We start from the raw sequence: 22134 nt of genomic DNA on the forward strand, positions 1-22134 counted from the left end.
GCGGCAATCCGCTGCGGCGCGGCGGTCAACTCCCGCCCCGCCGTGCTCGGCACTGCCGGACGGCGCCACCGTACACCGTGAGTAGGGCTCGAAGCGGGTCACTGTGACGATGGCGGACCCTCGGTCGAGGCCCGACCCGGCTGTTTTCCTCTGGATCAACCCGCCGGTTGTCCGGCACCGGACAACCGGCCACCCCTCCCGACTTGGGCGAATTGACTGGTTCAACCCCGGCTGGGCCAGGCGTCCGTTGGCGCCGCCGGTGGCGGTCCGCCGACCAGCTCGGCGAGCCGCGCCAACCGGCGCCGGCCGGTGATCCGGTACGCCGGGCCGCCCTCGCCGGGGCCGAGCAACGTGCCGGCCAGGCCGGCGGCGGCCAGGGCGGCGCCGATCGCGTCCCACGACTCCTGGTCGCCCTCGCCGAGCCGCAGCAGGAAGCCGCTGGGCGGCTCCGGCGTCCCGGCGGCGGCGAGCCAGAGCCGCAGCCGCCGGCCGGTCAGGTGGAAGACGGCCGGCGGGCGCTTCGCCGGGCCGTGCAGCCAGGCGACCGCGAGCGGCTTCAACAGCCGGGTGTACGACGTCCGGACGGTGTGTCGCTCGTCCTCGGTCGGCTCCCAGCTCGCGGCCAGCCCGCGCAGCGCCAGTTCGGCGACGAGCACGTGCACCCGCCAGGCGGCGTCCACCCGCACCGCGAGCCGGGCGGTGCCGCCCATCCGGACCACCTCGCCCGGCCCGGCCAGCAACCCGGCCAGATCGGCGACCGCCGGCTCGGCGGCATCCGCGCCGAAGAAGACCAGTTGCCGCCCCGCGTCGTCGGCGTGCGGCGGCCCGGGACGACTCGACTCCGATCGGGCCGGGCCGCCGCGTCGCCGGCTGGCACCCGACGTCGCCGGGCCAGTGTCCGGCGGATCGGGCTCGGGTGCGGGGAACAGCGCCGGCAGCGGCTGCGCCGCCGGAGAGTCACCGAGCCCGTTCAGCGACACTCCGGCACCTCGTCGAAGGCCTGTTTCAACTCCTCGGAGTTGAGCTGGCTGGTGTCCAGAGCGCTGGCGTCGTACTCCTTGTTCAGCGTCTCGACGGCGGCCCGCACGCCGTCGTAGAAGGCGGCCGGCTCGCCGGTGCCCAACCCCTCGATGGTGTCCCGGGCCCGGCCGTAGGCGTCCCGCATCTTGCTCAGCGAGCTGCGGAACCCGGCCGAGATGGCCTCGCCGTTGTCGGTCTCCGGGACGCCGGCCTGCTCGACCTTGCGGCGCGCGGTCTCGCTGGCCTGCTCGGCACCACCGAAGAGCCGCACCAGGTTCTCCTTGGCCTGCGCCGGAGTGGTCTGCGCCGTCATCTGCTGATCGGTGCTGCTGGTCAACTTGCTGATCTCGGAGCGCCACGGCGTGAGCGCGCCGCAGACCGACGCCGCCCAGGCCCGCGGGCTGGGCCCACCACCGCAGCCGGCGAGGACGACGACGAGCGTGGCCAGGACCACCGTGAGCTTTCCGGCGGCAGACGCCCGGCACGTACGCATGCGTTGCAGCGTACGGCCTCCGGCCAGGCGTGGCACCGGTCCGGATGGCCGGGGTCCCCGCCCGACAGGTACGTCGAGCGGGGACTCCGGTGCCGGTGTCGCTCAGGCGTTGACCGTCTCCGGCCGGTGGTCGGCGCTGCCCGCGCCGGTGTTGCCACCGGCGTCGGAGTCGTCCATCGCGATGCCCTTGCGCTTGCTGAAGACCACCGACGCCACGATGATCAGCGTCGCGACCAGCGCGATGCCCACCCGCAGTGCGACGTTGCGGTCGTCACCGACGCTGTACGCCACCACGGCGGGCGCGATCAGCAGCGAGACCAGGTTCATCACCTTGATCAGCGGGTTGATCGCCGGGCCGGCGGTGTCCTTGAACGGGTCACCGACGGTGTCGCCGATGACCGTGGCGGCGTGCGCCTCGGAACCCTTGCCGCCGTACGCGCCGTCCTCGACCAACTTCTTGGCGTTGTCCCACGCGCCACCGGAGTTGGCCAGGAAGACCGCCATCAGGGTGCCGGCCCCGATCGCGCCGGCGAGGTACGCCGCCAGCGCGCCGGGCCCGAGGCCGAAGCCGACCGCGATCGGCGCCAGGATGGCGAGCAGACCGGGGGTCATCAGCTCGCGCTGCGCGTCCCGGGTGCAGATGTCGACGACCTTGCCGTACTCCGGGCGCTGGGTGCGGTCCATGATGCCGGGCAGCTCACGGAACTGCCGGCGCACCTCCATCACCACGGCGCCGGCCGAGCGGGACACCGCGTTGATGGCCAGCCCGGAGAAGAGGAAGACGACCGCCGCACCGATGATCAGGCCGACCAGGTTGCGCGGGTTGGCCACGTTCAGCGAGTTGAGGATCTCGGTCCCGACGTCGCCCACACCGGCGTCCGCGTACGCGGTGCGCAGGGTGTCCGTGTACGAGCCGAACAGCGCGGTCGCCGCCAGCACCGCGGTGGCGATCGCGATGCCCTTGGTGATCGCCTTGGTGGTGTTGCCGACCGCGTCCAGCTCGGTGAGCGTCCGCGCGCCGTGCTCGTCGATGTCGCCGGACATCTCCGCCACGCCCTGGGCGTTGTCGGAGATCGGCCCGAAGGTGTCCATGGCGACGATGACGCCGACAGTGGTGAGCAGGCCGGTGCCGGCCAGCGCCACCGCGAACAGCGACAGCGTGATGGAGCTGCCGCCGAGCAGGAACGCCCCGAAGACGCCGGCGCCGATCAGCAGCGCCGAGTAGACCGCCGACTCCAACCCGATGCTGATGCCGGCGAGGATCACCGTGGCGGCGCCGGTCTGCGAGCTCTTGCCGATGTCCTGCACCGGCCGGCGGTTGGTCTCGGTGAAGTACCCGGTCAGCGCCTGGATCGCCGCGGCCAGCACGATGCCGATCACGACCGCGCCGATGGCCACCAGTCGCGGGTTGCGGTCGACGTCGGTGAGGCCACCCTCCAGCTCGGCGAAGGTCGCCGGCAGGTACGCGTACGCGGCGATCGCCACCAGCACCGCGGAGATCACGGCGGAGATGTAGAAGGCCCGGTTGATCGCGGTGAGGCCGCTGCGGTCGGAGGCGCGCAGCCGGGTGATGAAGACGCCGACGATGGCGACCAGCACGCCGATGGTGGAGATGATCAGCGGGAAGACCAGACCGTCCTCGCCGAAGGCGGCGCGGCCGAGGATCAGCGCGGCGACCAGCGTCACCGCGTACGACTCGAAGAGGTCGGCGGCCATGCCGGCGCAGTCACCGACGTTGTCGCCCACGTTGTCGGCGATGGTGGCGGCGTTGCGCGGATCGTCCTCGGGGATGCCCTGCTCGACCTTGCCGACCAGGTCGGCGCCGACGTCGGCGGCCTTGGTGAAGATGCCGCCGCCGACCCGCATGAACATCGCCAGCAGCGCGGCGCCGAAGCCGAAGCCCTCCAGGACCGTGGGCGCGTCACCCCGGTAGACCAGGACGACGAGCGCGGCGCCGAAGAGGCCGAGGCCGACGGTGAGGAAGCCGACCACGCCGCCGGTCCGGAAGGCGATCTTCATGGCCGCCTCGCGGCCACCCTGTCGCTCCCGGGCGGCGGCGGCCACGCGCAGGTTGGCGCGGGTCGCCAGCCACATGCCGGCGCCGCCGATGGACGCGCTGAAGACGGCGCCCACGACGAAGAAGAGCGAGCGGCCGAGCTTCACGGCCATCTCGCTGCCGTCGGTGTCGTGCACCGGCAGCAGGAAGAGCAGCACCACGGCGACGACGACGAAGATCGCCAAGGTGCGGAACTGGCGGAGCAGGTAGGCCGAGGCGCCCTCCTGGACCGCCCCCGAGATCTCCTGCATGTTCGTGGTGCCCTTGCCGGCTGCCAGCACCGTCTTCGTCAGCGCGGCGGCGAAGACGAGCGCCACCAGGGCGATGACCGCGGCGATGACGACGTATGTGACATTGCTTCCGGTAAGGGAAAGCCCGCCGCCATCGGCGGCCAAGGTCTCGGACATCTGTGTCCTCCTGTTACCGAACACTCGCGTCGACGGGTGGAGACGCACCGATCGACGCCTGGATGCGGACTCGCAAGCGCGCGCCAACCCACCCCAGCGGACCAGCGATGACCACCCATACCCGCTGGCTGCGGGTTGGATCACTTGCTGACAACCCGGGTACTGTAGCCCTCCACAGTGTTCGAGGTCACACCGAGGTGGCACCGTGTCTCGATGATCTTCGTCGCTGTGTTATGAAACGAAATCTGATATAGGGCCCGATCCATGACGACAAGGCCGCATCCCCGTGGGGACGCGGCCTTGTCTTTCCGTGAGTCTGTGGCCCTTCCGGGTCAGTGGCCCACCGGCCACACCATCCGCACCTCGGTGCCGATGCCCTCGTCGACCGGGCGCACCTGCAGGTCCTCGACGAAGCCCGCGAGCAGGGCGAACCCGACGCCCGTGGTCAACGCCTCGTCGGTAAGTGACTCGTTGGCCAACTCGTCCGGCGGCAACGCCGCCAGCCCGATGCCGGCCTCGATCGGCGCACGGTCCACCACCCGCACCGCGTACGTGCCGCCGTCGGACATCTCCACCAGCACCGGATCGGCCAGGCCGTACTGCCGGTGCAGGGCGACCGCCCGGGTGCACGCCTCACCGATGGCCAGGCGCACCTCGTCCAGCAGATCCTCGCGGACACCGGCCCGCCGGGCGACGGCGACGCCGACCAGTCGGGCGGTACGCACGTGCACCGGCGCCGGGGAGAAGGAGAGCCGGACCGTCGCCATCACGCGTTGGCGCCGCTCGGGCCCGCACCGACCGCCGCCTCGACCGTGGGGTGCAGCGGGAACACCTGGTCCAGGGCCGTGATCCGGAAGATCTTGAGCAGTGGCTCCTTGTCACAGACCAGGGCGAACGAGCCGCCGGCCGTCCGCAGCCGCTTGTGCGCGCCCACCAGCACGCCCAGCCCGGTGGAGTCGAGAAAGTCCACCCGTCCGAGGTCCACGATCACGTGGCGGGCGCCACCGTCGATCAGTTCGAGGAGTCGTTCGCGGAGCCGGGGCGCGGTGTAGACGTCCACCTCACCGCCGACCTCGAGCACCGTGTGCTCGCCCACGGTGCGCGTCGCCAGCGACAGCTCCATCGGTCCTCCTCGCCAGAGCCGTAAACTCTCCTGGGCATCTAACCACTACCGCCGGGACACCCTGCGGTCACCGGCGGAGGCTTCCCCTTACCCCCGGCCCCGGCTTTTCATCTCCGAACACCAGTGCGAGAGTGCAGGACGTGACCTCCAACGACTCCATCTCGGCGCGTCCTACGCCGCGTCGTGACCTGGAGTCGTCGACCGCGCCCACCGTATCCGCAGGTCACGGCGCTGGACCAGCGCCGGTCGACCTGCTGCGCCGGCTGCGCGCCCGGGGTGCCGGCGACCCGGTCACCCACGTCGAGCGGGTGCCGGCCCGGGTCGGGGTGCCCGCCCCCTGGCCGGCGTGGGCGCCGCCGGAGCTGCGGGCGGCGTTCGCCCGCCGCGGCGTGGTCGCGCCCTGGCAGCACCAAGCCGAGGCGGCCACCCTGGCGTACGACGGCGGCCACGTGATCGTCGCCACCGGCACCGCGTCCGGCAAGTCGCTGGCGTACCAGCTCCCGGCACTGGCCACGCTGCTCGCCGACCCCCGGGCCACCGTGCTCTACCTGGCGCCGACCAAGGCCCTCGCCGCCGACCAGCTGCGGGCCGTCGCCGGCCTGGAACTGGAGGGGGTACGCCCCGCCTGCTACGACGGGGACACGCCGCGCGCCGAACGGGAGTGGATCCGCCGGCACTCCCGCTTCGTGCTGACCAACCCGGACATGCTGCACCACGGCATCCTGCCCGGCCACGCCCAGTGGTCCGGTTTCCTGCGCAGGCTGGCGTACGTGGTGATCGACGAGTGCCACACCTACCGGGGTGTGTTCGGCTCGCACGTCGCGCACGTACTGCGCCGACTGCGCCGGCAGTGCGCCCGCTTCGGGGCCACCCCGGTGTTCGTGCTCGCCTCGGCGACCTCCGGCGACCCGGCGACCGCCGCCGGCCGACTGACCGGCCTGCCGGTGACAGCGGTCACCGAGGACGCCTCACCGCGCGGCGGGGTGACCTTCGCGCTCTGGGAGCCGCCGCTGCTCCCACCCGACTCGGCCGCCCCTGCGGTGCCCGCGCAGGCCGCCGGCGACCACGACGCCGCCACCACGGACCTCGTCCAGGTCCGCCGGTCGGCGCTGCGGGAGACCGCGGACCTGCTCGCCGACACGGTCGCCGAGGGTGTACGCACGCTCGCGTTCGTCCGGTCCCGCAAGGGCGCCGAGGTGGTGGCGGCCAACGCGCGCCGGGCGCTGGACGACGCGGTCCCGGGGCTCGGTGGCCGGGTCGCCGCCTACCGGGGCGGCTACCTGCGCGAGGAGCGGCGCGAGCTGGAACGTGCCCTGCTGCACGGTGACCTGCTCGGCCTCGCCTCCACCAACGCGCTGGAGCTGGGCGTGGACCTGGTCGGTCTGGACGCCGTGCTGATCTGCGGCTATCCGGGCACCCGGGCGTCACTGTGGCAGCAGGCGGGCCGCGCCGGGCGATCCGGGCAGGAGGCCCTGGCCGTGCTGGTAGCACGGGACGACCCGCTGGACACCTACCTGGTGCACCATCCGGAGGCGATCTTCGGTGCGCCGGTCGAGGCGACGGTGCTCGACCCGGCCAACCCGTACGTGCTGGCCCCGCAGTTGGCCTGCGCGGCCGTCGAGGCGCCACTCACCCCGGCCGACCTGGCGCTCTTCGGCGATGGGGCGAAGGAGGCCATCGACCAGTTGGTCGAGGCCGGTGCGCTGCGGCAGCGGCCCACCGGCTGGTACTGGCGGCACCGCGAGCGCCCCGAGGTGGACCTGCGCGGCGAGGGCGGCGCACCGGTCTGCGTGGTGGAGTCGGCCACCGGTCGGCTGCTCGGCACTGTCGACGGCGGCTCGTCGCACTTCCTGCTCCACCCCGGCGCGGTCTACCTGCACCAGGGCATCTCGTACGTGGTCGACGACCTCGACCTGGCCGACGGCTGCGCGCTGGTGCACGTCGAGGAGCCGGACTGGTCCACCCACGCCCGGGACGTCACGGACCTGTCCGTGGTGTCGGTGCGCTCCTACGTGGACGCCGGGCCGGTCGGGATGTTCCTCGGCGAGGTGGACGTGACCAGCCAGGTCGTGTCGTACCAGCGGCGCCGGATCGCCACCGGCGAGGTGATCGACACCCGGCCGCTCGACCTGCCCACCCGGGAGCTGCGCACGGTGGCGGTCTGGTTCACGTTGTCACCGCGGTCGCTGGCCTCCGCCGGGGTCCAGCAGGCCGACGTGCCGGGTGCGCTGCACGCCGCCGAACACGCCGCGATCGGCCTGCTTCCGCTGATGGCGACGTGCGACAGGTGGGACATCGGCGGGCTCTCCACCGCCCTGCACCCGGACACCGAGGCGCCGACGGTCTTCGTCTACGACGGGCATCCGGGCGGCGCAGGCTTCGCCGAGCGGGCGTACGGGACGGCGTCGGCGTGGCTGCGCGCCACGCGGGACGCCATCGCGGAGTGCGGCTGCGAGAGCGGCTGCCCGTCCTGCGTGCAGTCGCCGAAATGCGGCAACGGCAACAACCCGCTCTCCAAGCCGGACGCGATCCGGGTGCTCGACGTGGTGCTGGAGAATCTGCCCGCCTGAGGCAGCTTGCATGAATCCCGGCGGCACTGGGCACAATGGCATGGGAGCGCTTCCATCGATGCTTGTGTTCCAGTTAGCCCCCGCGCCCGAGGAGAAGCCGTGGCCGACACGATCGCTGAGACCGTCGACCTGCTCTACACCATCGACCAGGACCACCTCACCCTCGACCAGCAGATCGCACTGGGGGCGGCGCTGGCCGCCCTGGCTCAGGCGGAACGACTGGAGCAGATCAACGAACGGCTGCGCAGCATCCATCAGGTGCTCAACACCTGGTCGTTGCGCGTGACCGTGGACGGCCGTTGACCTTCGCGGGACTGTTCCCGCGGGCGGACCGGTCGGGGTGGGAGCGCCAGGGCCACGGGCCGACGGTGGTTGTCCGGCTGTGCGAGACTCCGGCGCAGCATCCCCCTGAGGAGAACACATGCAGCTCGACAACTTGCAGGCCCTGCAGCAGTTCCACATCCGCCAGCGGCTGCGGATGATGGTCAACCAGTACGAGGTCCGGGCGGTCGCGCCGGACGGCACCGAGGGCGAACTGCTGGCGTTCGCGCAGCAGAAGCGGCTCGCCTTCAAGGAGCAGGTGACGATCTACACCGACGACTCCAAGCAGCAGCCCCTGCTCGGCTTCAAGGCCCGCCAGCGCATCGACCTCGGCGCGACGTACGACGTCACCGACGCGGCCGGCAACGCGATCGGCCTGTTCCGCAAGGACTTCGCCCAGTCGCTGCTCCGCTCCACCTGGCACGTCGAGCAGGCCGGCCTGCCGCAGGTGACGGGTCAGGAGCGCAGCCTGCCGGTGGCACTGCTGCGCCGGTTCGTCGACTCGCTGTCCTGGCTGCCGTATCACTTCGACTTCACCGCCGGTGGCCAGCCGGTCTTCTCGGTGGTGAAGAAGTGGGGCCTGCGCGACAAGTACATCGTCGAGGTGCAGAACCCGCAGATCGACCGCCGTCTCGTCATCGCGATGGCCGTCGCCCTCGACGCGCTCCAGTCCCGCTGACGCACCCCGGCTCGCACCCAGCGACCCACCCTCTCGGCCGCTGGCCGGGACAGGACCCGCAACCCTGTCCCGGCCAGCCGGCCGCGGTCGAATAGCCCGGCGGTCGGGTAGCGCGGCGGCCGGATAACCCGGCGGTCGGATCAACCGGGCGTAACCCGTTGGCGCGACCCGCGGCCCGAAGACACCAGCCAGCCCGGTGGTATCCAGCAGGGCCTCGTTCAGCCACGCACCGGGCCGGCGCGGGCAGTCGACGCGGCGACCCGGGTCAGGCCCGGAAGGGGTGTGAACGCCACCTCGACGGTCACCAGCACGTCCAGCCCGTCGAGGAGACAGTCGATCAGTCGGCCGGCGTTGCGGTGGACGATGTCCGCGGCGGTCGCGCACGCCACCGCCTCGCCGTCGAGCGCCCGGGCAGCGCCGGCCAGCGCGCCGAGATCAGCGGCCACCGCCGCCCGCTGAGCCGCTATCCCCGCTGCGGCGACGGCGGCGCCGAACGTCCCGACCAACACGAAGACCAGTCCCAACGCGAGCAGTAGCAGGGTTGCGCCACCTCGCTCCGCGTCCGGTCGACCGCCATCGTGTCGCTCGGCGTTCGGGCCGTGCCAACGGGACCGAGCGTCGGAGTGCCGCATCACCAACTCCCCTCGCTGGCGCCTGGTTCCACGGCTGCGACCGCGGTGGCGACAACGGTGATCCGCGGTAGCCGGCCGCCCAGCGCGCGGACGGGCGCGCGGACCGTCGCCTGCACCCGGTCGCCGTCGACAGACACCGACACCTCTGCTCCCGGTGGCGCCGCGCGCTCCCTATCTGCGCTGTCGGCTCCCCGGGCGGCGGCCAACGCCACCTCCCGGGCCGTGTGCAGGCAACTCGCCTGGGTGCTGACGGCGTTGACCGCGGTCAGGCCGGCGAGCAGCAGCAGGAGTAGCGCCGGCAGGCCGGCCGCCAACTCGGCGGTGAAGGAGCCCCGGTCGCCGCCAGCGAGGTGGGCCCACCAGCTACCGTCGCACGCCCGCCCGGGGGTACCCGGTTCCCGACCATGGCCGACCTGCCGGCGCCCGATCACTTGAGCGCCCGGTCGATCACCGCGGTCAACGCCGACTGGACATTGCCGGAGGTCAGCACCTTCAACAGAATCCCGGCGAAGGCCACCGCGGCGAGTGTGCCCACGGCGTACTCGGCGGTGTTCATCCCGTCGTCGCCGCGGAGTCGGGCGATGAGTTTGCGCATGCGTCTTCCCTTTCTCGATGGGTCAGAGCACGTCACCGAGGACGGCGACGATCACCGGCACCAGGCCGGCGAGAATGAACGCGGGCAGGAAGCACAGCCCCAGCGGCAGCACGATGAGTACGCCAGCCCGGCGGGCCGACGCCTCGGCGGCGGTGGCCCGGTCGGCCCGCAGGTCGTCAGCGAGACGGGTCAGCGCACCGGCCAGCGCGGCACCACTGTTGGCCGAGCGGAATGCCGCCGCGGCCATCCGCTCGGCTCCCGGCACCCCGTCCAACGCCGACCACGCCTCGGCCGGGCCACCACCGAGGAGCAGGGTGCGGCCGACCCGGGCCAGTCGGCTGGCGAGCGGGCCGTCCAGCGCCTCGGCCACGGCCAGCACCGAGCGGTCCACCGGCGCACCCGCCCGCATCGCCGCCGCCAGCAGGTCAGCGGCGAGCGGCAGGTCGGCGGCCTCCCGGAGTCGCCGGTCGCGCGCCGCCGGGGTCTCGATCCGCCGCAGCAGCACGTCCAGCAGGACTGCCGTCGGAACCGCACCGAGCAGCCCGAACCAGCCCCCGACGACCACCGCCATGGCGAGCCCGGCCATCCCTGCCGCGAGCCGGATCGCGTCCGGTCGCCGCCGACTCTCCACACCGCCCCTACCCGAGCCGCCCTGGGTCACCCGCCGGGGTGGGCGAGCCGGGCCGCGCTGGCGCAGCCGCAGCGGCACCACGAGGAGGGCGGCGACCACCAGACCGGCAGCCACGAGCAGCGCCGGGGACATCAGGCACCCCGGCCCGGCGTCGCGCCCAACCGCTCGGCCCAGAACAGGCCGACAATCTGTAGGGCAACCGCGATGACCGCGCATACCCCTCCGACCGTGCTGTGCAGGAGCACCGCCAAGGGGTCGACCCCGATCCCGTAGCCGAGCCCGATCCCGCCGACCGGCAGGGCCGCCAGCAACCAGGCCGTGGCACGGGCACCCGCCGCCTGTGCCGCTGCGGCGGCCAGGCCCCGGTCGGTCGCCCGGGCGTCCGCCTCGATCCGCTCGACCAGCTCAGCCAGTGGTGCGCCGGTCCGGTCCGCCAGCCGCACGGCGGCCGCAGTCAGCTCGCGAAGGCGGTCCGCTCCGCCCGACCCCTGGACGGCGGCGATCTCCAGGGTTGGCGGGACGGGCAGGCCCGCCCGGAGGTCGGCTGCCAGACCGCAGAGCAGGTCCAGGCCGCGCCGCCGCACCAGGTCGGCGTGCCGGCTCGCCCTCCAGCGGAGCAGGGCGCGCACGGCCAGCGTGCCGTAGCCGGCCACCGCGACCGCGGCCACCGGCCCGGCGGATACGGCACCGACGCCTGCTCCCACCAGGCCAACCAGCAGCAGCACACGCCTCGGCGACCGACGCACGCGTACCGGATGGGCCACGTACGACCCGCCGGCCTTCTCGTCCGCCGGGTCAACGAGGCGGTGGTCCACAGCCAGGTCGACCCGGCTGTGGCCCGGATGCTCGACGGCCTCCAGGGTCTCGGTCTCGGGACGGGCAGTGGCAGCAGGGCGGCGAGGATCCCGACGGATCGGCGGACGTGCCGGGCCTGCCGGTCGGGTGGATCCCCCCGGGCCGCCGGTCGCCCTCGGGCGGCTCGGGCTGTCGTCAAGGTCCCGAGTGGACCAGGCGACAGCCGCCGGCCGGCTGCTGGACGCCGACGTCCCCGGCGGGTACGAGAGGCCACCTGGGTGGACCGAGGCCGAGACGCCGCCGAACTCATCGGTCGGCCCGCCCTGCCCACGAGCGAGGCCCCTGATCCATTCCACCAGGGCGTCGTCCGGGTCAGCGCCGGTGGTGCCACGGCCCGGTGCCAGCACCCGGCGGCGGCGTGCCCGGACGCTCTGCACAGGCCAGGCCACCAGGGCGGCGGCGGCCAGCAGCAGCGCCACCACCAGCGCCGTCCCGCCGGTCATGCCGGGCCCGCCGATCCAGGCCACGGCTCGCTGAGGATCGGGGGCACCGCCACGCCCCGGTCTCGCAGCAGCGTGCCGAAGGTACGCGCGGCCAGCCCCAACCCCCGTCCACGTATCCAGGCGGGCACCACGGTGGCCAGTCGCTCGGGCCCCTCGGGAAGCAGCAGGCAGATCGACTCGAGGACACGACCCCGGTCTCCTCGGCGTACCTGAAGCAGCACCTGGAGCGCGGCGACCACCTGGGCATGCAGCGCGGCGCGCGGCAGCCCGCCCAGCATGCCGAGCGCCTCCAGCCGGGCCGGCACGTCGGACGGGGTGTTGGCGTGCAGCGTGCCGGCGCCACCGTCGTGGCCGGTGTTCAGCGCGGCCAGCAGGTCGACCACCTCCGCGCCCCGGCACTCCCCGACCACCAGCCGGTCCGGGCGCATCCGCAACGCCTGCCGGACCAGGTCGCCGAGGCTGACGACGCCCGTCCCTTCGACGTTGGCGGTACGGGCCTGGAGCCCGACCACGTGCGGGTGCCCCGGTTGCAACTCGGCCGCGTCCTCCACCAGGACGATCCGCTCGGTGGCGGGCACCAGCCCGAGCAACGTGTTGAGCAGTGTGGTCTTGCCCGAGCCCGTGCCGCCGGTGACCAGGTACGCCAGCCGGGCCGCGACGACGGCGGCGAGCAGCGGCGCCACCGGTCGCGGCACCGTCCCCTCGCGCACCAGTTCGTCGAGGGTGAACGGGCGGTGCCGGAACGTCCGCAGGGACAGGTAGGGCCCCTCGGTCGCCACCGGCGGCAGCACGGCGTGCAGCCGGGTGCCGTCGGGAAGCCGGGCGTCCGCGTACGGGGAGCCGTCGTCGAGCCGCCGCCCGGCGCTGGCGATCAGTCGCTGCGCCAGCCGGCGGACGTCCTCGACCGAGCCCACCGGGACCGCGACCTGGTGCAGCCCCGCACCCCGGTCGACCCAGACGCGGACACCGTTGACCAGGACGTCGGTCACCTCCGGATCGGCCAGCAGCGGGGCCAGCGGCCCGGCGCCGACGAGGTCGTCGTGCACCCGGTCGGCGATCCGCAGTACGGCGGTGTCGCCCAACACCGCCGCGGTGGGCTCGGCGCGTACGGCGGACACGATCGCCGCCGGGGTGACCGGGTCGGTGGCGGCGGCGATCCGCTGCCGCACCCGGGCTGCGAAGGTGTCGTCCTCCGACCGGCCGCTCATGCCGCACCCGTCGCGGGGACGCCGGTGAGGTCCGCGACGATCCGCCGGCAGAGAGTGGCGAGCGGGCCCTTGCCGGCTGCCGCCGGCGCCTCGCCGCGTTCGAGACCTCGGCAGAGCCCGGGTTCGGGGCGCAGCGTGCCCGCGAGAGGAAGCCCGAGTGCCCGTGCCACCTCGGTGGCGCGCAGGCGGCCCGGGGCGGGCCCGCGCACCACCACCGAGAGCGCGGCGCAGTGTGGGGCGGCCGCGGCCACCACCCGGGCGGCTGCCGCGGTGGCACGCAGCTCCGCCGGTACGACGACGAACGCCTGGTCGGCTGCCTGCAACGCGACCACGGCGGCGTCGTCCAGCTGTCGGGGCAGGTCGATCACCACGAAGTCCCGGCCACGGTGCGCGGCGTCGACGGTCGCCGCCATCGCGGCGGCGGGCAGTGCCAGCATCTCGCCGCGATCCCAGGAGAGCACCACCAGGTCGCCCCGGCTGGGCAGCGCGTGGACCAGCGCGGGCGCGTCCACCCGCCCGTCCGCGTCGGTGAGCGACGGCCAGCGCAGCCCTTCCAGCTGCTCCCAGCCCAGCACGAGGTCGAGGCCACCACCGAGCGGGTCGGCGTCGATGAGCAGGGTGCGCAGTCGGGCCCGCGCCGCGGTCACGGCGAGCCCGCCCGCGAGCACGCTCGCCCCGGCACCGCCCCGACCCCCGAACAACGCGACGACCCGGGCACCCGGGCCGTCCGGCTGGTCGGGGCCCTGCTCGGCCAGGCGGTCCACCAGCCAGGGCTCCGCGGCGGGCAGTGCGGCGACGTGCTCGGCACCGATCAGCTCGGCGATCTGCCAGCCGGGATCGAGCTGACCGGCCCGGCCCACCAGCACCAACCGGGGCCGCTTCGGCAGTCGGGCCCGCAGGCACGCCTGCGCCTGGTCGGCGCCGAGCAGCACCAGCGGCGCGGGACCCCAGCGGGTGCGGGCCGCTGCCGGGTCGGCCGCCAACTCCACCTCGGTGCCGCCGGCGGCGGCGAGCCGGAGCAGGTCGTCGAGCAGGTCGCCGTCCCCCGTGACGACCAGCGGGAGCCGTCGGATCGGCGGAACGGAGGTACGGGGTGCCATCGCGGCCTCCAGCGGTCGGGATCGGATGCACCGCCGACCCTGCTCGCGATCGGCCCCGCACACTCCCCCCGACGCCTCGCCTGTGGACAACTCCGGGGCCTGTGGACAACGCCCGCCGAGATGGTTGATCTGCTATGCGCGCGGGTTGCGGCGCAGCTACCGCGGCTGCCGGGAAAACACCGTGGGGCCGCTCCCGAGGAAGCGGCCCCACAAAGTCGGCGGTCAGCCGATTCGGTCGGTCCAGGTCGTCTCCAAGATCAGCTGGTACGCGCTGATCCGCACCGGAGCCAGCGTCAGCAGCTCATAGGCGAGCAGCTCACCCGTCGTCGGATCGAAGATCAGCAGAGACTGCTGGTGGTTCTCGCGGTCGTCCACGGTGACCGCGACGCCGGCTCGACCGGCCCGGTCGGCCACCCGTCCCCGCCAGCGAAAACCGGGCACGTCGGCGATGACCCGCAGGATCTCCGCCCGGATCGCACGCGGTACGACGTACCGCGCGTAGAGCGTGCTGACCCCCTTGCTCGCTGCCCCCGCGCCAGAATTGACGTTCAGCAGTTCGCGCAGCTGCGACGGGTCGGCCGACGGTGGCGTGAGCTCCATGGGGGGCAGCGGGATCAGGGACGGGGCGGGGCTGCTCGTGACCGTTGAGCGCGACGGGAACCTGCGCTGCCAGTAGACCCGGGACTCCTGATCGGGGTACTGCGGCTCCAGCTGCTTGTTGCTCTGGCTGCCGGTTCCGTCGGCGGCCTGCCAGACCTTGGACTCGCCGGCGAAGGCCATGTGGTGACGGCCGTCGGGGGAGCTCAGGACCGGCTCACCCCACACCCTCGTCTGGTGGTACATGTAGCGCCCGGTGCGGTGGTCGTACTCCGTGTCCTTGATTTCGCTGGCCAGCGTGCGCAGCGGCGGGTCAGCCGCCGGTGGGTCGGCGTCGAACTGGTACGCGACCGGCACCAGCAGCGTCCCCACGGCACCGCCGGATCCGCCGGGATCGTCCGGCGTTTGCTCGTCGAACGGTTGGAGGACGGCCACGGCACCGGCCGCGACCGCCAGCGTCCCGGCTGTCAGGAGCAGCCGGCGGGTCGGGCGTACGCGACGGTGTCCCGGAGCGGGGTCAGTTGCGCCGGCACGCTCGATCAGATCGCGCGCTGAGACCGGCGGTGGCGCGACGACCGTGTTCCGGGCCGGGTCGGCAGGGCTGAGGAGGGTACGGGTTCGTTCTGCTCCTACCATCACAGATCCCCTCGGGTAGCGGCCAACAAAGGACGTCGGGAGCGTGCCGGTCGCTCGGACATCGCGTCGGCGAGGCGACGGCGGGCGCGGTGCAGGCGCACCGCCGCGGTCGGGCGGCTACAGCCGAGGACCTGGGCGGCCTCGGCCACCGTCAGCTCCTCCCAGCCGATGAGCCGCAGGATCTCCTGATCGAGGTCGTTGAGGGTGGCCAGTGCGGCCCGCACGTCGGTAACCCCCAGAGTCCGGTCGGCACCGGACGGGTCCGCCACCCGCGTCAGGTCGGCGTGGGCGATCGGCAGGAGGTCCGGTGCGGCGCGTCGGGACCGCCACTGGTTGGCCAGCAGGCGCCGGGCCACCCCGTACAGCCAGGGCAGACTGCGGTCCGGCACCTCGCCGCGACGACGCCACGCCACGACGAAGACCTCCTGGGCGAGTTCCGCCGACGCGTCGGCGTCGGCGAGGCGGCGCAGGCCGTACCTCACGATGTGCGCGTACTCGGCGGCGTAGAGGCTGGTGAACCAGCCCTCGTCTCGCTTTCCTGGTGGACCCACCCGAACCCCCATTGCCTCGGCGACTCTCACCCTTGCTTGTGTCGCGCACGGGCCGGCGATTACTACGCACCCTCAATGTGTCGGAGCCATCGGGAACACTCCTGGCCGTGGACGTGGAGGAGTTCTGGGATGTCGTGGAGCGGGCACGGGCTGCGGCCGGCGTAGCGGCCGTCCAACCGCAGCGCGACGGTCAGCCGAGTGCGATGGCCAATGCCTTGGTGACGGAGCTGGCGCGGCTGCCGTTGGCACAGATCGTGGCGTTCGACAGGTGTTCGGCGAGGTGGCGGACCGAGCCGACAGCTGGGATGTCTGTGCCGCGTGTTGGATCATCGAGTACGGGTTTCTCTCCGACGACGGATTCTCCGACTTCCAGGCGGGGCTGATCGGTCTGGGCAGAGGCGTTCGAGTCAGCCGTGCGTGATCCCGACTCGCTCGCCGAGCACCCCGCGGTACGGCAGATCAGCGCATCGGAAGGCTGCCAGCTGTGGATCGGCGACGAGGCTCTCCTGTGCGCCGCGGAGGCGGCGTACGAGCGGCTGACGGGCGACGCCGAGAGCTTCTGGGACGCCGTCGAGTCCGAGCATTCTGCGACCACCGCCCCGCCGGACCCTGACCCGGAGGCTGCTGACGACCGCTGGGATCTCAGCGACGAGGCCGAGTGGCGACGGCGGCTGCCCAGGCTCTTCGAGCTGTTCCGCGCCCGCCGAATCGCGGTGACGTAGGAGAAGCGGGAATCGTCTTGGCTGCGAGTGGCTGAACGGCCAGGACCACCTCGTCCCGAACGCGACTTGGGGCATTGTCGGTTGTCATCCGGCATCGTCTCGTGGTGACGATCGTGGTGGCCTCGCACGCTTGTGCGGCGTCTTGCCCTTCGCAGGTGATGCCTTCGTTGTCTTCTCCCTGCCTCCCTTGGGACCCACCGTCTGATGAAGAATCGATGCGATCGTCGGGTTCAGCTGACGCGTGCCGCCGAAAAGCCGCCGGCCGCCGGCCAGCAACTGCTCGTGTAGGGTGGCCGCTTCCGCGACCCGCCCCACCGACTCGTAGATGCCGGCCAGGTTGTGGATCGAGGCCAGGGTGAAGGGGTGGTCGTCGCCGAGGACCCGCCGACAGTTGGCCAGCGTTTGCTCGTGCAGGGTGACCGCCTCCGCGACCCGCCCCACCAACTCGTAGGCGTCCGCCAGGTTGTTGACCAAGGTCAGGGTGTGCGGGTGGTCGTCACCCAGGATTCGCCGAGAGTCGGCCAGCGCCTGTTCGTACAGGGTGACCGCCTCCGCGACCCGCCCCGACAACCGGTAGGTGGCGGCCAGGTTGTTGACCGAGATCAGGGTTTCCGGGTGGTCGTCACCGAGAACTCGTCGACAGTCGTCCCACCCCTGCTCGAAGAGGGTGATCGCCTCCGCGACCCGCCCCGCCCTCTGGTAGGCGCCCGCCAGGTTGTGGACCGCGGTCAGGGTGTGCGGGTGGTCGTCACCGAAAACCCGCCGACAGTCGCTCAGCGTCCGCTCGAACAGGGTGACCGCCTCCGCGACCCGCCCCACCGACCCGAAGGCGACGGCCAGGTTATGGACCGCGCCGAGCGTGTCCGGGTGGTCGTCGCCCAGGACCCGCCGAGAGGCGGTCAGCGTCCGCTCATACAGGGCGAGCGCCTCATCGGTCCGTCCCACCGCACGGTAGGCGCCGGCCAGGTTGTTGACCGAGGCCAGGGTATGTCGGTGGTCGTCGCCCAGAACCCGCCGACAGTCGGCCCACCCCTGCTCGTACAGCTTGATCGCCTCCGCGACCCGCCCCACCGACTGGTAGGCGCTCGCCAGGTTGCCGACCGAGGTCAGCGTATTGGGGTGGTCGTCGCCGAGAAGCCGCCGACAGTCGGCCCGCACCTGCTCGAACTGTTTGATGGCGGTGGCGTGTTGTCCTTGTCTCTGCCGGAAGGTCGCAGCCTGCCCGAGCAGATACATCTGCTCAGGTGTACGGGCGTCGGCGGGAACACCGGCAGTGAGAGCGTCGACGTGTGGGAGCAGTGCTGTCCATCGGGGCCAGCCTGCCGGATTTCTCGACGGGTCGTCGGGAATGGCTGCGGCCAGCAAGCTCGTCGCCACATCCACCGGGCTGTCGGTGTCGTTCGCGTGTTTGGCGCGGGTGACCGCCTGCACCAGACGGTGCACCCCAATCGTCCCGTCGGTGCGGCTGATCATGCTGTAGGAGGCCAGCAGGGCAATCGCGTCCTGGACATCCTCGGGATCGTCAGCCAGGGGATACACCACGTCCACCGGTAGTCCCTCGGGCGCCAGCCAGGCGAGTACGTCCAACACCCGTACGGCTAGCGGCAGCTGACCGGCGATGGCATCCATGGTGACCGCCCACACCCTGGCGATGGTCCGCTCCGATCCACCGCGCAGGCCCGGATAGGCCGCCGTGCGCGGAAACCGGGTGGTGAGTCGTTGCCGGTAGCCGTCGAAGTCGACATCCGGGCGGCGGCTGATGAATGCGGCCGCCTGCTCCAGCGCCAACGGCAGATCACCCAACTCGTCGGCCAGTCTGCCCGCACCCTCCGGATCGTCGAGGCCGGTCAACTGGTGCAGCAGATCCACGCTCGCCGCACGGGCGAGCACCCCCAACCGCAGCGGCGCCAACCCCGAACGTCGACTCCACGCTCCACCCACGTCCCGGCGCGTCGTCACCAGGACGTCACCGCGCCCGCGGACCAACCCGAGCAGATCGAGGATGTGCTCGACGTCCTCGACGTTGTCCAACACCAACAGCCAGCCCCGGTTGGTCTGCAGCCAACCCACCGCCCACTCATAGGCATCCGCCAACGTCGCCACCGGATGCAACCGCCGCGTCAACCCACTCAGACCGGCGGCGATCGCCTCCGGGCTGTCGGCAGTCAGCCACCACACCAGCTGGTACCGCTCAAGCCGGTGGCGGGCGTAATGCAGCACCAACTCCGACTTACCGATCCCACCCAGACCGTGCACCGCGGCCTGCCCGACCGCCACCCCCCTAGCAGCACCGGCCAGCAACGCGTCGATCTGTTCCAGATCCCGGCCCACGAAGACCTGCGACTCGGCCGGCAGGTTGTCTACGACAGCCTCACCGTCACCAACCCGCTGCGGCGGCGGCAACCGCGCCGGGTCCACCCCCACATTCGTCTGCGAGTTGTTATTACCGATCTGTATCCCCGACGCGTTCTCTAGCCGCATCGACCGGGGCACACCCTCCGGTGGCGTGGTCACCGCGGGCCGTCCGGGGCCGGGCCGAAGTAGTTGGTCTGCGTGTTGTGCGACCCCACCTGCACCCCCTGCGACCCCAGTGTCGTTACCGACCAACCCGGCATTCCCGCGTCGGCCACGACCCTCGCCACGTCCTTCGTCAGCTGGGCGTCCTCGGACAACGCCTCGACCACCACCGCCCGCAGCCGCTCCCGGCTCGCCCGATCGTCGGGCTGCTCCCCCACCTCCGTCACCGCCTGTCCGATCTGCGCTGACCGGCCCGACCGCAGCAACCGCTGAAGCAGCCGCCGACCCACCCCCACACCCGCGTCCGCCGTCACGTCCGCAGACTGATCCACCACCCGCTGCACCACCGCACCGCCGTACGCCCCCGCAACCGCCGTCAGATGCGGCACGACCACACCCACCAACTCAGGAACATCCACGAGCCGCCCCCTTCGACCATCAGGCAACAGGACCACGATCGCCACTGACGACCAACGACGCGACGAACAGACGGCAACCCGACTCACCCGCACCACCCGGCGGGAGCCGGTTACCGCTCCCGGCCCGCGACGTGCGGAGACGGCGATCCGGGCGCGGCTTCTCGCGGGAGAACCCCGGCGAGGGGGTACGGGTGGCCGGTAACCGGGCGGGTGGGGCTCGCGCGGTCATGATCAGCCGGGAGCGCTCCCCACAAAGGGACGACCCCCGTCGGGGGGAGACGGGGGTCGTCGACGGTTCGGCTCCGGGGGGGTCGAGCCGAACCACTCAGCGGTCACGGGGGGTGCAACCGCCGAGGGTCTGTCTGTTTCGGGGATGTGAGAACTCGTCGTGCGCACAAGTCTGCCTGAGCGGACCCGTCACGTCGAGTGGTGTTCGCTCCACTCAGCGCGAAAATCTCCTCGCGGAGTGTGAGCGCGGTCACGCCGACCGGAGTTGGGGGCACCCGCCCGCAGGTCCGAGGGGTGGCCTGACCCCGGGCACCCGCCGACGATAGACCATCCGGCTAGACTTTCGCGCCGTGGGCCGAAGTGCCGCTTTCTTCGATCTGGACAAGACCGTCATCGCCAAGTCGAGCGCCCTGGCGTTTGGTCGGCCGTTCTACCGGGACGGGCTGATCACCCGGCGTGACGTGGTCAAGTCGGCGTACGCGCAGCTGATGTTCCGGCTGGGCGGCACCGACGAGCAGACCATGGCCCGAACACGGGACTACCTGGCCGCGCTCTGCAAGGGCTGGCAGGTGGAACAGGTCCGCCAGATCGTCGCGGAGACGCTCCACGAGCTGATCAACCCCTATGTGTACGCCGAGGCGGCCGCTCTGATCGAGGAGCACCAGGCGGCCGGGCGGGACGTGGTGCTGGTCTCCGCGTCCGGCGAGGAGATGGTCCGGCCGATCGGCGAGCTGCTCGGGGTGACCGACGTGATCGCCACCCGGATGGCGGTGCGGGACGGCCGGTACAGCGGCGAGGTCGAGTTCTACGCGGCCGGTCCGAGCAAGGTTGAGGCGGTCGGTGAGCTGGCCACCGCGCGCGGCTACGACCTGGCCGACTCGTACGCCTACTCCGACTCGTACAGCGATCGTCCGTTGTTGGAGTGCGTGGGGCACCCGAGCGTGGTCAATCCGGACCGGCAACTACGCAAGCTGGCCTCGGAGAACGCCTGGCCGGTGCTGGAGTTCCGGCATCCGATCCCGCTGGGCCGTCGCTGGCGGGAGCGGCCGGCCGTTCCAGTGGCCGCGGCCGCCCTGGGGGTCGGCGTGGGCGTCGCCATCGGCATCGCCTGGTACGGCCGGCACCGTCGCACCCGCGCCGCCACCACCGCCTAACACCCCGCCGCACCCCGCGACTTTTGCGAGGCACCACAACTCCATGATCGACGCCCTGAGGGCGGGCGGTGCTCAGGCGGCGGCAAGGATCTCGTCGCCGATGGTGGTGAGCTGGTCGGCGCCGACCTCGACGGCCGCCATGTAGTGCCGTAGCCAGGAGCGCAGCCCGTCCGGGGTGCCGGTGGCGAACGCGCCGGCCGAGCCGACGTACTCGGGCTCCCGTTCCCGGTGACCGACGTCGACGCCGAGCAGGCCTCGCGGGTCGAGGCCGCTGGCGAGCAGCACCAGTCGGGCGGCACCGCGCGCCACCACGCCGGACGGCCCGGCGAACGGACGCAGGTTCAACAACTCTCCGTGTACGACGGCGGCGAGCACCAGCGGGGAGACCTTCGTGCCGCCGGCCACCAGAGCGGCGAGCCCGTCGAGGCGGGCGGCGACCACCGGGTCGGGCACCGGTCGGCCCAGCTCGGCCTCCCCCACGATGTCGCGGGCGGCGAGGACGTGCAGCCGGGCGAGTGCCTGCCGGGGTGCCTTCGGCCAGAGTTCGCTCAGGCCGGGCAGCGCCCCGGCGACCCGCAGCGCCCCCTGGAGCACCGGGTCGGTGACGGTGCCGGCCCGGACCTCCTCACGCTCGTGGACGGCCCCTTCGAGCGCGGCGCTGGCCACCGCCGACCGAAGGCTGACCTCGGCCGCGACCTGGCCACCGTTGCGGCGCAGCGCGCGGTGCCCGAGCGCCTGGTCGAAGCGCTCACGGGCCCGGTCGGCGGCAGCGGCGACGTCGGCGAGCGCGAGCAGCGGGGCGAGCGGGTCGGTGGTCATCTCGCCACGCTAGCGACCCGACCCGAGCCGCTGGGCCGCACCCGCCCGCAACGCGACCCGGGCCACCCGGCCGACCCCGCTCGGGCTCGCTCGGGCCCGCTCGGGCTCGCCGCCGGGCAAGGTCAACACGAGATCGGCGATATCGGGGTGTCCCACCATCCCGGACACCGCCATATCGCCGATGTCGTGTCGATCAACGCCGGGCGGGCCGAGCACAGCGCGGACAGGCAAGGCCCGCCAGCCCACCCGGGCGGGGCGAGGCGCGGCGGGACGGGCCGGGCCGGCCGTCGGGCGCGCGGCGGGGGCCGCTCGGCGCGACGGGGTGGGCAGCGGTCGCCGGCCGGGGACCCCGCGACTA

At 72.7% G+C, this 22134-nt stretch carries 22 protein-coding genes and 1 pseudogene; 6 read left to right on the forward strand and 17 right to left on the reverse strand.

Annotation, left to right across the window (positions count from 1 at the left end):
* Window positions 1–221: 221 nt before the first annotated feature.
* The 5 genes from ACGGAQ_RS04760 to ACGGAQ_RS04780 form a co-directional block, all read right to left on the reverse strand.
* Complete coding sequence (locus tag ACGGAQ_RS04760) at window positions 222–980, reverse strand: hypothetical protein (protein WP_393044634.1); 759 nt, start codon at window positions 978–980, stop codon at window positions 222–224.
* The gene (locus tag ACGGAQ_RS04765) at window positions 971–1513 is read right to left on the reverse strand and encodes a hypothetical protein (protein WP_393044636.1); all 543 of its coding nucleotides are present in this window, start codon (window positions 1511–1513) and stop codon (window positions 971–973) included. The genes ACGGAQ_RS04760 and ACGGAQ_RS04765 overlap by 10 nt, the downstream gene beginning before the upstream one ends.
* Window positions 1514–1615: 102 nt before the next feature.
* Window positions 1616–3976 carry a sodium-translocating pyrophosphatase gene (locus ACGGAQ_RS04770; RefSeq protein WP_393044638.1) on the reverse strand — a complete coding sequence of 787 codons (2361 nt, stop codon included), beginning with the start codon at window positions 3974–3976 and terminating at the stop codon, window positions 1616–1618.
* 332 nt (window positions 3977–4308) lie between these two features.
* Window positions 4309–4743, reverse strand: a complete 435-nt coding sequence (locus ACGGAQ_RS04775) for an ATP-binding protein (RefSeq protein WP_393045668.1) — start codon at window positions 4741–4743, stop codon at window positions 4309–4311.
* Entirely contained in the window at window positions 4743–5099 is a 357-nt protein-coding gene (locus ACGGAQ_RS04780; protein WP_393044640.1) for an STAS domain-containing protein, read from the reverse strand. Before ACGGAQ_RS04780 ends, ACGGAQ_RS04775 begins: the two co-directional genes overlap by 1 nt.
* Before the next feature lie 188 nt (window positions 5100–5287).
* Here ACGGAQ_RS04780 and ACGGAQ_RS04785 point away from each other — a divergent pair, with 188 nt between their 5' ends.
* The 3 genes from ACGGAQ_RS04785 (at window position 5288) to ACGGAQ_RS04795 (ending at window position 8669) form a co-directional block, all read left to right on the forward strand.
* Window positions 5288–7669, forward strand: a complete 2382-nt coding sequence (locus tag ACGGAQ_RS04785) for a DEAD/DEAH box helicase (protein ID WP_393045670.1) — start codon at window positions 5288–5290, stop codon at window positions 7667–7669.
* Window positions 7670–7768: 99 nt separating this feature from the next.
* Window positions 7769–7972: a hypothetical protein gene (locus tag ACGGAQ_RS04790; RefSeq protein ID WP_234584145.1), complete on the forward strand. Its 204-nt coding sequence runs from the start codon at window positions 7769–7771 to the stop codon at window positions 7970–7972.
* Window positions 7973–8090: 118 nt separating this feature from the next.
* Entirely contained in the window at window positions 8091–8669 is a 579-nt protein-coding gene (locus ACGGAQ_RS04795; protein ID WP_393044642.1) for a hypothetical protein, read from the forward strand.
* 218 nt (window positions 8670–8887) lie between these two features.
* Here the strand turns inward: ACGGAQ_RS04795 and ACGGAQ_RS04800 are convergent, their stop codons facing one another.
* From ACGGAQ_RS04800 to ACGGAQ_RS04840, 9 genes are all read right to left on the reverse strand, one after another.
* Window positions 8888–9301 (reverse strand): Rv3654c family TadE-like protein, encoded by a 414-nt coding sequence (locus ACGGAQ_RS04800; protein ID WP_393044644.1) that lies wholly within the window; start codon window positions 9299–9301, stop codon window positions 8888–8890.
* Window positions 9301–9615 carry a TadE family type IV pilus minor pilin gene (locus ACGGAQ_RS04805; protein WP_393045672.1) on the reverse strand — a complete coding sequence of 105 codons (315 nt, stop codon included), beginning with the start codon at window positions 9613–9615 and terminating at the stop codon, window positions 9301–9303. Before ACGGAQ_RS04805 ends, ACGGAQ_RS04800 begins: the two co-directional genes overlap by 1 nt.
* A gap of 113 nt (window positions 9616–9728) precedes the next feature.
* The gene (locus ACGGAQ_RS04810) at window positions 9729–9896 is read right to left on the reverse strand and encodes a DUF4244 domain-containing protein (protein WP_234584142.1); all 168 of its coding nucleotides are present in this window, start codon (window positions 9894–9896) and stop codon (window positions 9729–9731) included.
* 22 nt (window positions 9897–9918) lie between these two features.
* Window positions 9919–10659, reverse strand: coding sequence for a type II secretion system F family protein (locus ACGGAQ_RS04815; RefSeq protein ID WP_393044647.1), 741 nt, complete (start codon window positions 10657–10659; stop codon window positions 9919–9921).
* On the reverse strand, window positions 10659–11849 hold the full coding sequence (locus tag ACGGAQ_RS04820; RefSeq protein WP_393044649.1) for a type II secretion system F family protein: 1191 nt from the start codon (window positions 11847–11849) through the stop codon (window positions 10659–10661). Before ACGGAQ_RS04820 ends, ACGGAQ_RS04815 begins: the two co-directional genes overlap by 1 nt.
* A complete protein-coding gene (locus tag ACGGAQ_RS04825) occupies window positions 11822–13033 on the reverse strand; it encodes a TadA family conjugal transfer-associated ATPase (RefSeq protein ID WP_393044651.1) in 1212 nt (403 codons plus the stop codon). Before ACGGAQ_RS04825 ends, ACGGAQ_RS04820 begins: the two co-directional genes overlap by 28 nt.
* The gene (ssd, locus tag ACGGAQ_RS04830; protein ID WP_393044653.1) at window positions 13030–14133 is read right to left on the reverse strand and encodes a septum site-determining protein Ssd; all 1104 of its coding nucleotides are present in this window, start codon (window positions 14131–14133) and stop codon (window positions 13030–13032) included. Before ssd ends, ACGGAQ_RS04825 begins: the two co-directional genes overlap by 4 nt.
* A gap of 222 nt (window positions 14134–14355) precedes the next feature.
* Window positions 14356–15366 (reverse strand): CU044_5270 family protein, encoded by a 1011-nt coding sequence (locus tag ACGGAQ_RS04835; protein WP_393044655.1) that lies wholly within the window; start codon window positions 15364–15366, stop codon window positions 14356–14358.
* Window positions 15366–15917: an RNA polymerase sigma factor gene (locus ACGGAQ_RS04840; RefSeq protein WP_393044657.1), complete on the reverse strand. Its 552-nt coding sequence runs from the start codon at window positions 15915–15917 to the stop codon at window positions 15366–15368. The genes ACGGAQ_RS04835 and ACGGAQ_RS04840 overlap by 1 nt, the downstream gene beginning before the upstream one ends.
* A gap of 113 nt (window positions 15918–16030) precedes the next feature.
* Here ACGGAQ_RS04840 and ACGGAQ_RS04845 point away from each other — a divergent pair.
* Together ACGGAQ_RS04845 and ACGGAQ_RS04850 are read left to right on the forward strand one after the other, a co-directional pair.
* Window positions 16031–16338: pseudogene (locus tag ACGGAQ_RS04845) on the forward strand (DUF4240 domain-containing protein).
* A complete protein-coding gene (locus ACGGAQ_RS04850; protein WP_393044659.1) occupies window positions 16331–16639 on the forward strand; it encodes a hypothetical protein in 309 nt (102 codons plus the stop codon). The pseudogene ACGGAQ_RS04845 and the gene ACGGAQ_RS04850 overlap by 8 nt, the downstream one beginning before the upstream one ends.
* 84 nt (window positions 16640–16723) lie before the next feature.
* Here the strand turns inward: ACGGAQ_RS04850 and ACGGAQ_RS04855 are convergent, their stop codons facing one another.
* On the reverse strand, window positions 16724–19120 hold the full coding sequence (locus ACGGAQ_RS04855) for a tetratricopeptide repeat protein (RefSeq protein WP_393044661.1): 2397 nt from the start codon (window positions 19118–19120) through the stop codon (window positions 16724–16726).
* Between the two features lie 29 nt (window positions 19121–19149).
* Window positions 19150–19575: a hypothetical protein gene (locus ACGGAQ_RS04860; protein ID WP_393044663.1), complete on the reverse strand. Its 426-nt coding sequence runs from the start codon at window positions 19573–19575 to the stop codon at window positions 19150–19152.
* A gap of 578 nt (window positions 19576–20153) precedes the next feature.
* On the opposite strand from ACGGAQ_RS04860, the gene ACGGAQ_RS04865 reads away from it, so the two are divergent.
* The gene (locus ACGGAQ_RS04865) at window positions 20154–20957 is read left to right on the forward strand and encodes an HAD family hydrolase (RefSeq protein ID WP_393044665.1); all 804 of its coding nucleotides are present in this window, start codon (window positions 20154–20156) and stop codon (window positions 20955–20957) included.
* A 72-nt stretch (window positions 20958–21029) separates the two neighbouring features.
* Here the strand turns inward: ACGGAQ_RS04865 and ACGGAQ_RS04870 are convergent, their stop codons facing one another.
* Window positions 21030–21776, reverse strand: a complete 747-nt coding sequence (locus ACGGAQ_RS04870; protein WP_393044667.1) for an oxidoreductase — start codon at window positions 21774–21776, stop codon at window positions 21030–21032.
* Window positions 21777–22134 lie beyond the last annotated feature (358 nt).

It is taken from the genome of Micromonospora sp. NPDC047557 (assembly GCF_043205095.1).
GTDB lineage: Bacteria > Actinomycetota > Actinomycetes > Mycobacteriales > Micromonosporaceae > Micromonospora.

Bases quoted from the DNA above. Each gene is read 5' to 3' on its own strand.
- ACGGAQ_RS04765 (WP_393044636.1), bottom strand. From the start codon at position 1,513: ATGCGTACGTGCCGGGCGTCTGCCGCCGGAAAGCTCACGGTGGTCCTG.
- ACGGAQ_RS04770 (WP_393044638.1), bottom strand. From the start codon at position 3,976: ATGTCCGAGACCTTGGCCGCCGATGGCGGCGGGCTTTCCCTTACCGGA.
- ACGGAQ_RS04775 (WP_393045668.1), bottom strand. From the start codon at position 4,743: ATGGCGACGGTCCGGCTCTCCTTCTCCCCGGCGCCGGTGCACGTGCGT.
- ACGGAQ_RS04780 (WP_393044640.1), bottom strand. From the start codon at position 5,099: ATGGAGCTGTCGCTGGCGACGCGCACCGTGGGCGAGCACACGGTGCTC.
- ACGGAQ_RS04795 (WP_393044642.1), top strand. From the start codon at position 8,091: ATGCAGCTCGACAACTTGCAGGCCCTGCAGCAGTTCCACATCCGCCAG.
- ACGGAQ_RS04800 (WP_393044644.1), bottom strand. From the start codon at position 9,301: ATGCGGCACTCCGACGCTCGGTCCCGTTGGCACGGCCCGAACGCCGAG.
- ACGGAQ_RS04810 (WP_234584142.1), bottom strand. From the start codon at position 9,896: ATGCGCAAACTCATCGCCCGACTCCGCGGCGACGACGGGATGAACACC.
- ACGGAQ_RS04815 (WP_393044647.1), bottom strand. From the start codon at position 10,659: ATGTCCCCGGCGCTGCTCGTGGCTGCCGGTCTGGTGGTCGCCGCCCTC.
- ACGGAQ_RS04825 (WP_393044651.1), bottom strand. From the start codon at position 13,033: ATGAGCGGCCGGTCGGAGGACGACACCTTCGCAGCCCGGGTGCGGCAG.
- ssd (WP_393044653.1), bottom strand. From the start codon at position 14,133: ATGGCACCCCGTACCTCCGTTCCGCCGATCCGACGGCTCCCGCTGGTC.
- ACGGAQ_RS04835 (WP_393044655.1), bottom strand. From the start codon at position 15,366: ATGGTAGGAGCAGAACGAACCCGTACCCTCCTCAGCCCTGCCGACCCG.
- ACGGAQ_RS04855 (WP_393044661.1), bottom strand. From the start codon at position 19,120: ATGCGGCTAGAGAACGCGTCGGGGATACAGATCGGTAATAACAACTCG.
- ACGGAQ_RS04870 (WP_393044667.1), bottom strand. From the start codon at position 21,776: ATGACCACCGACCCGCTCGCCCCGCTGCTCGCGCTCGCCGACGTCGCC.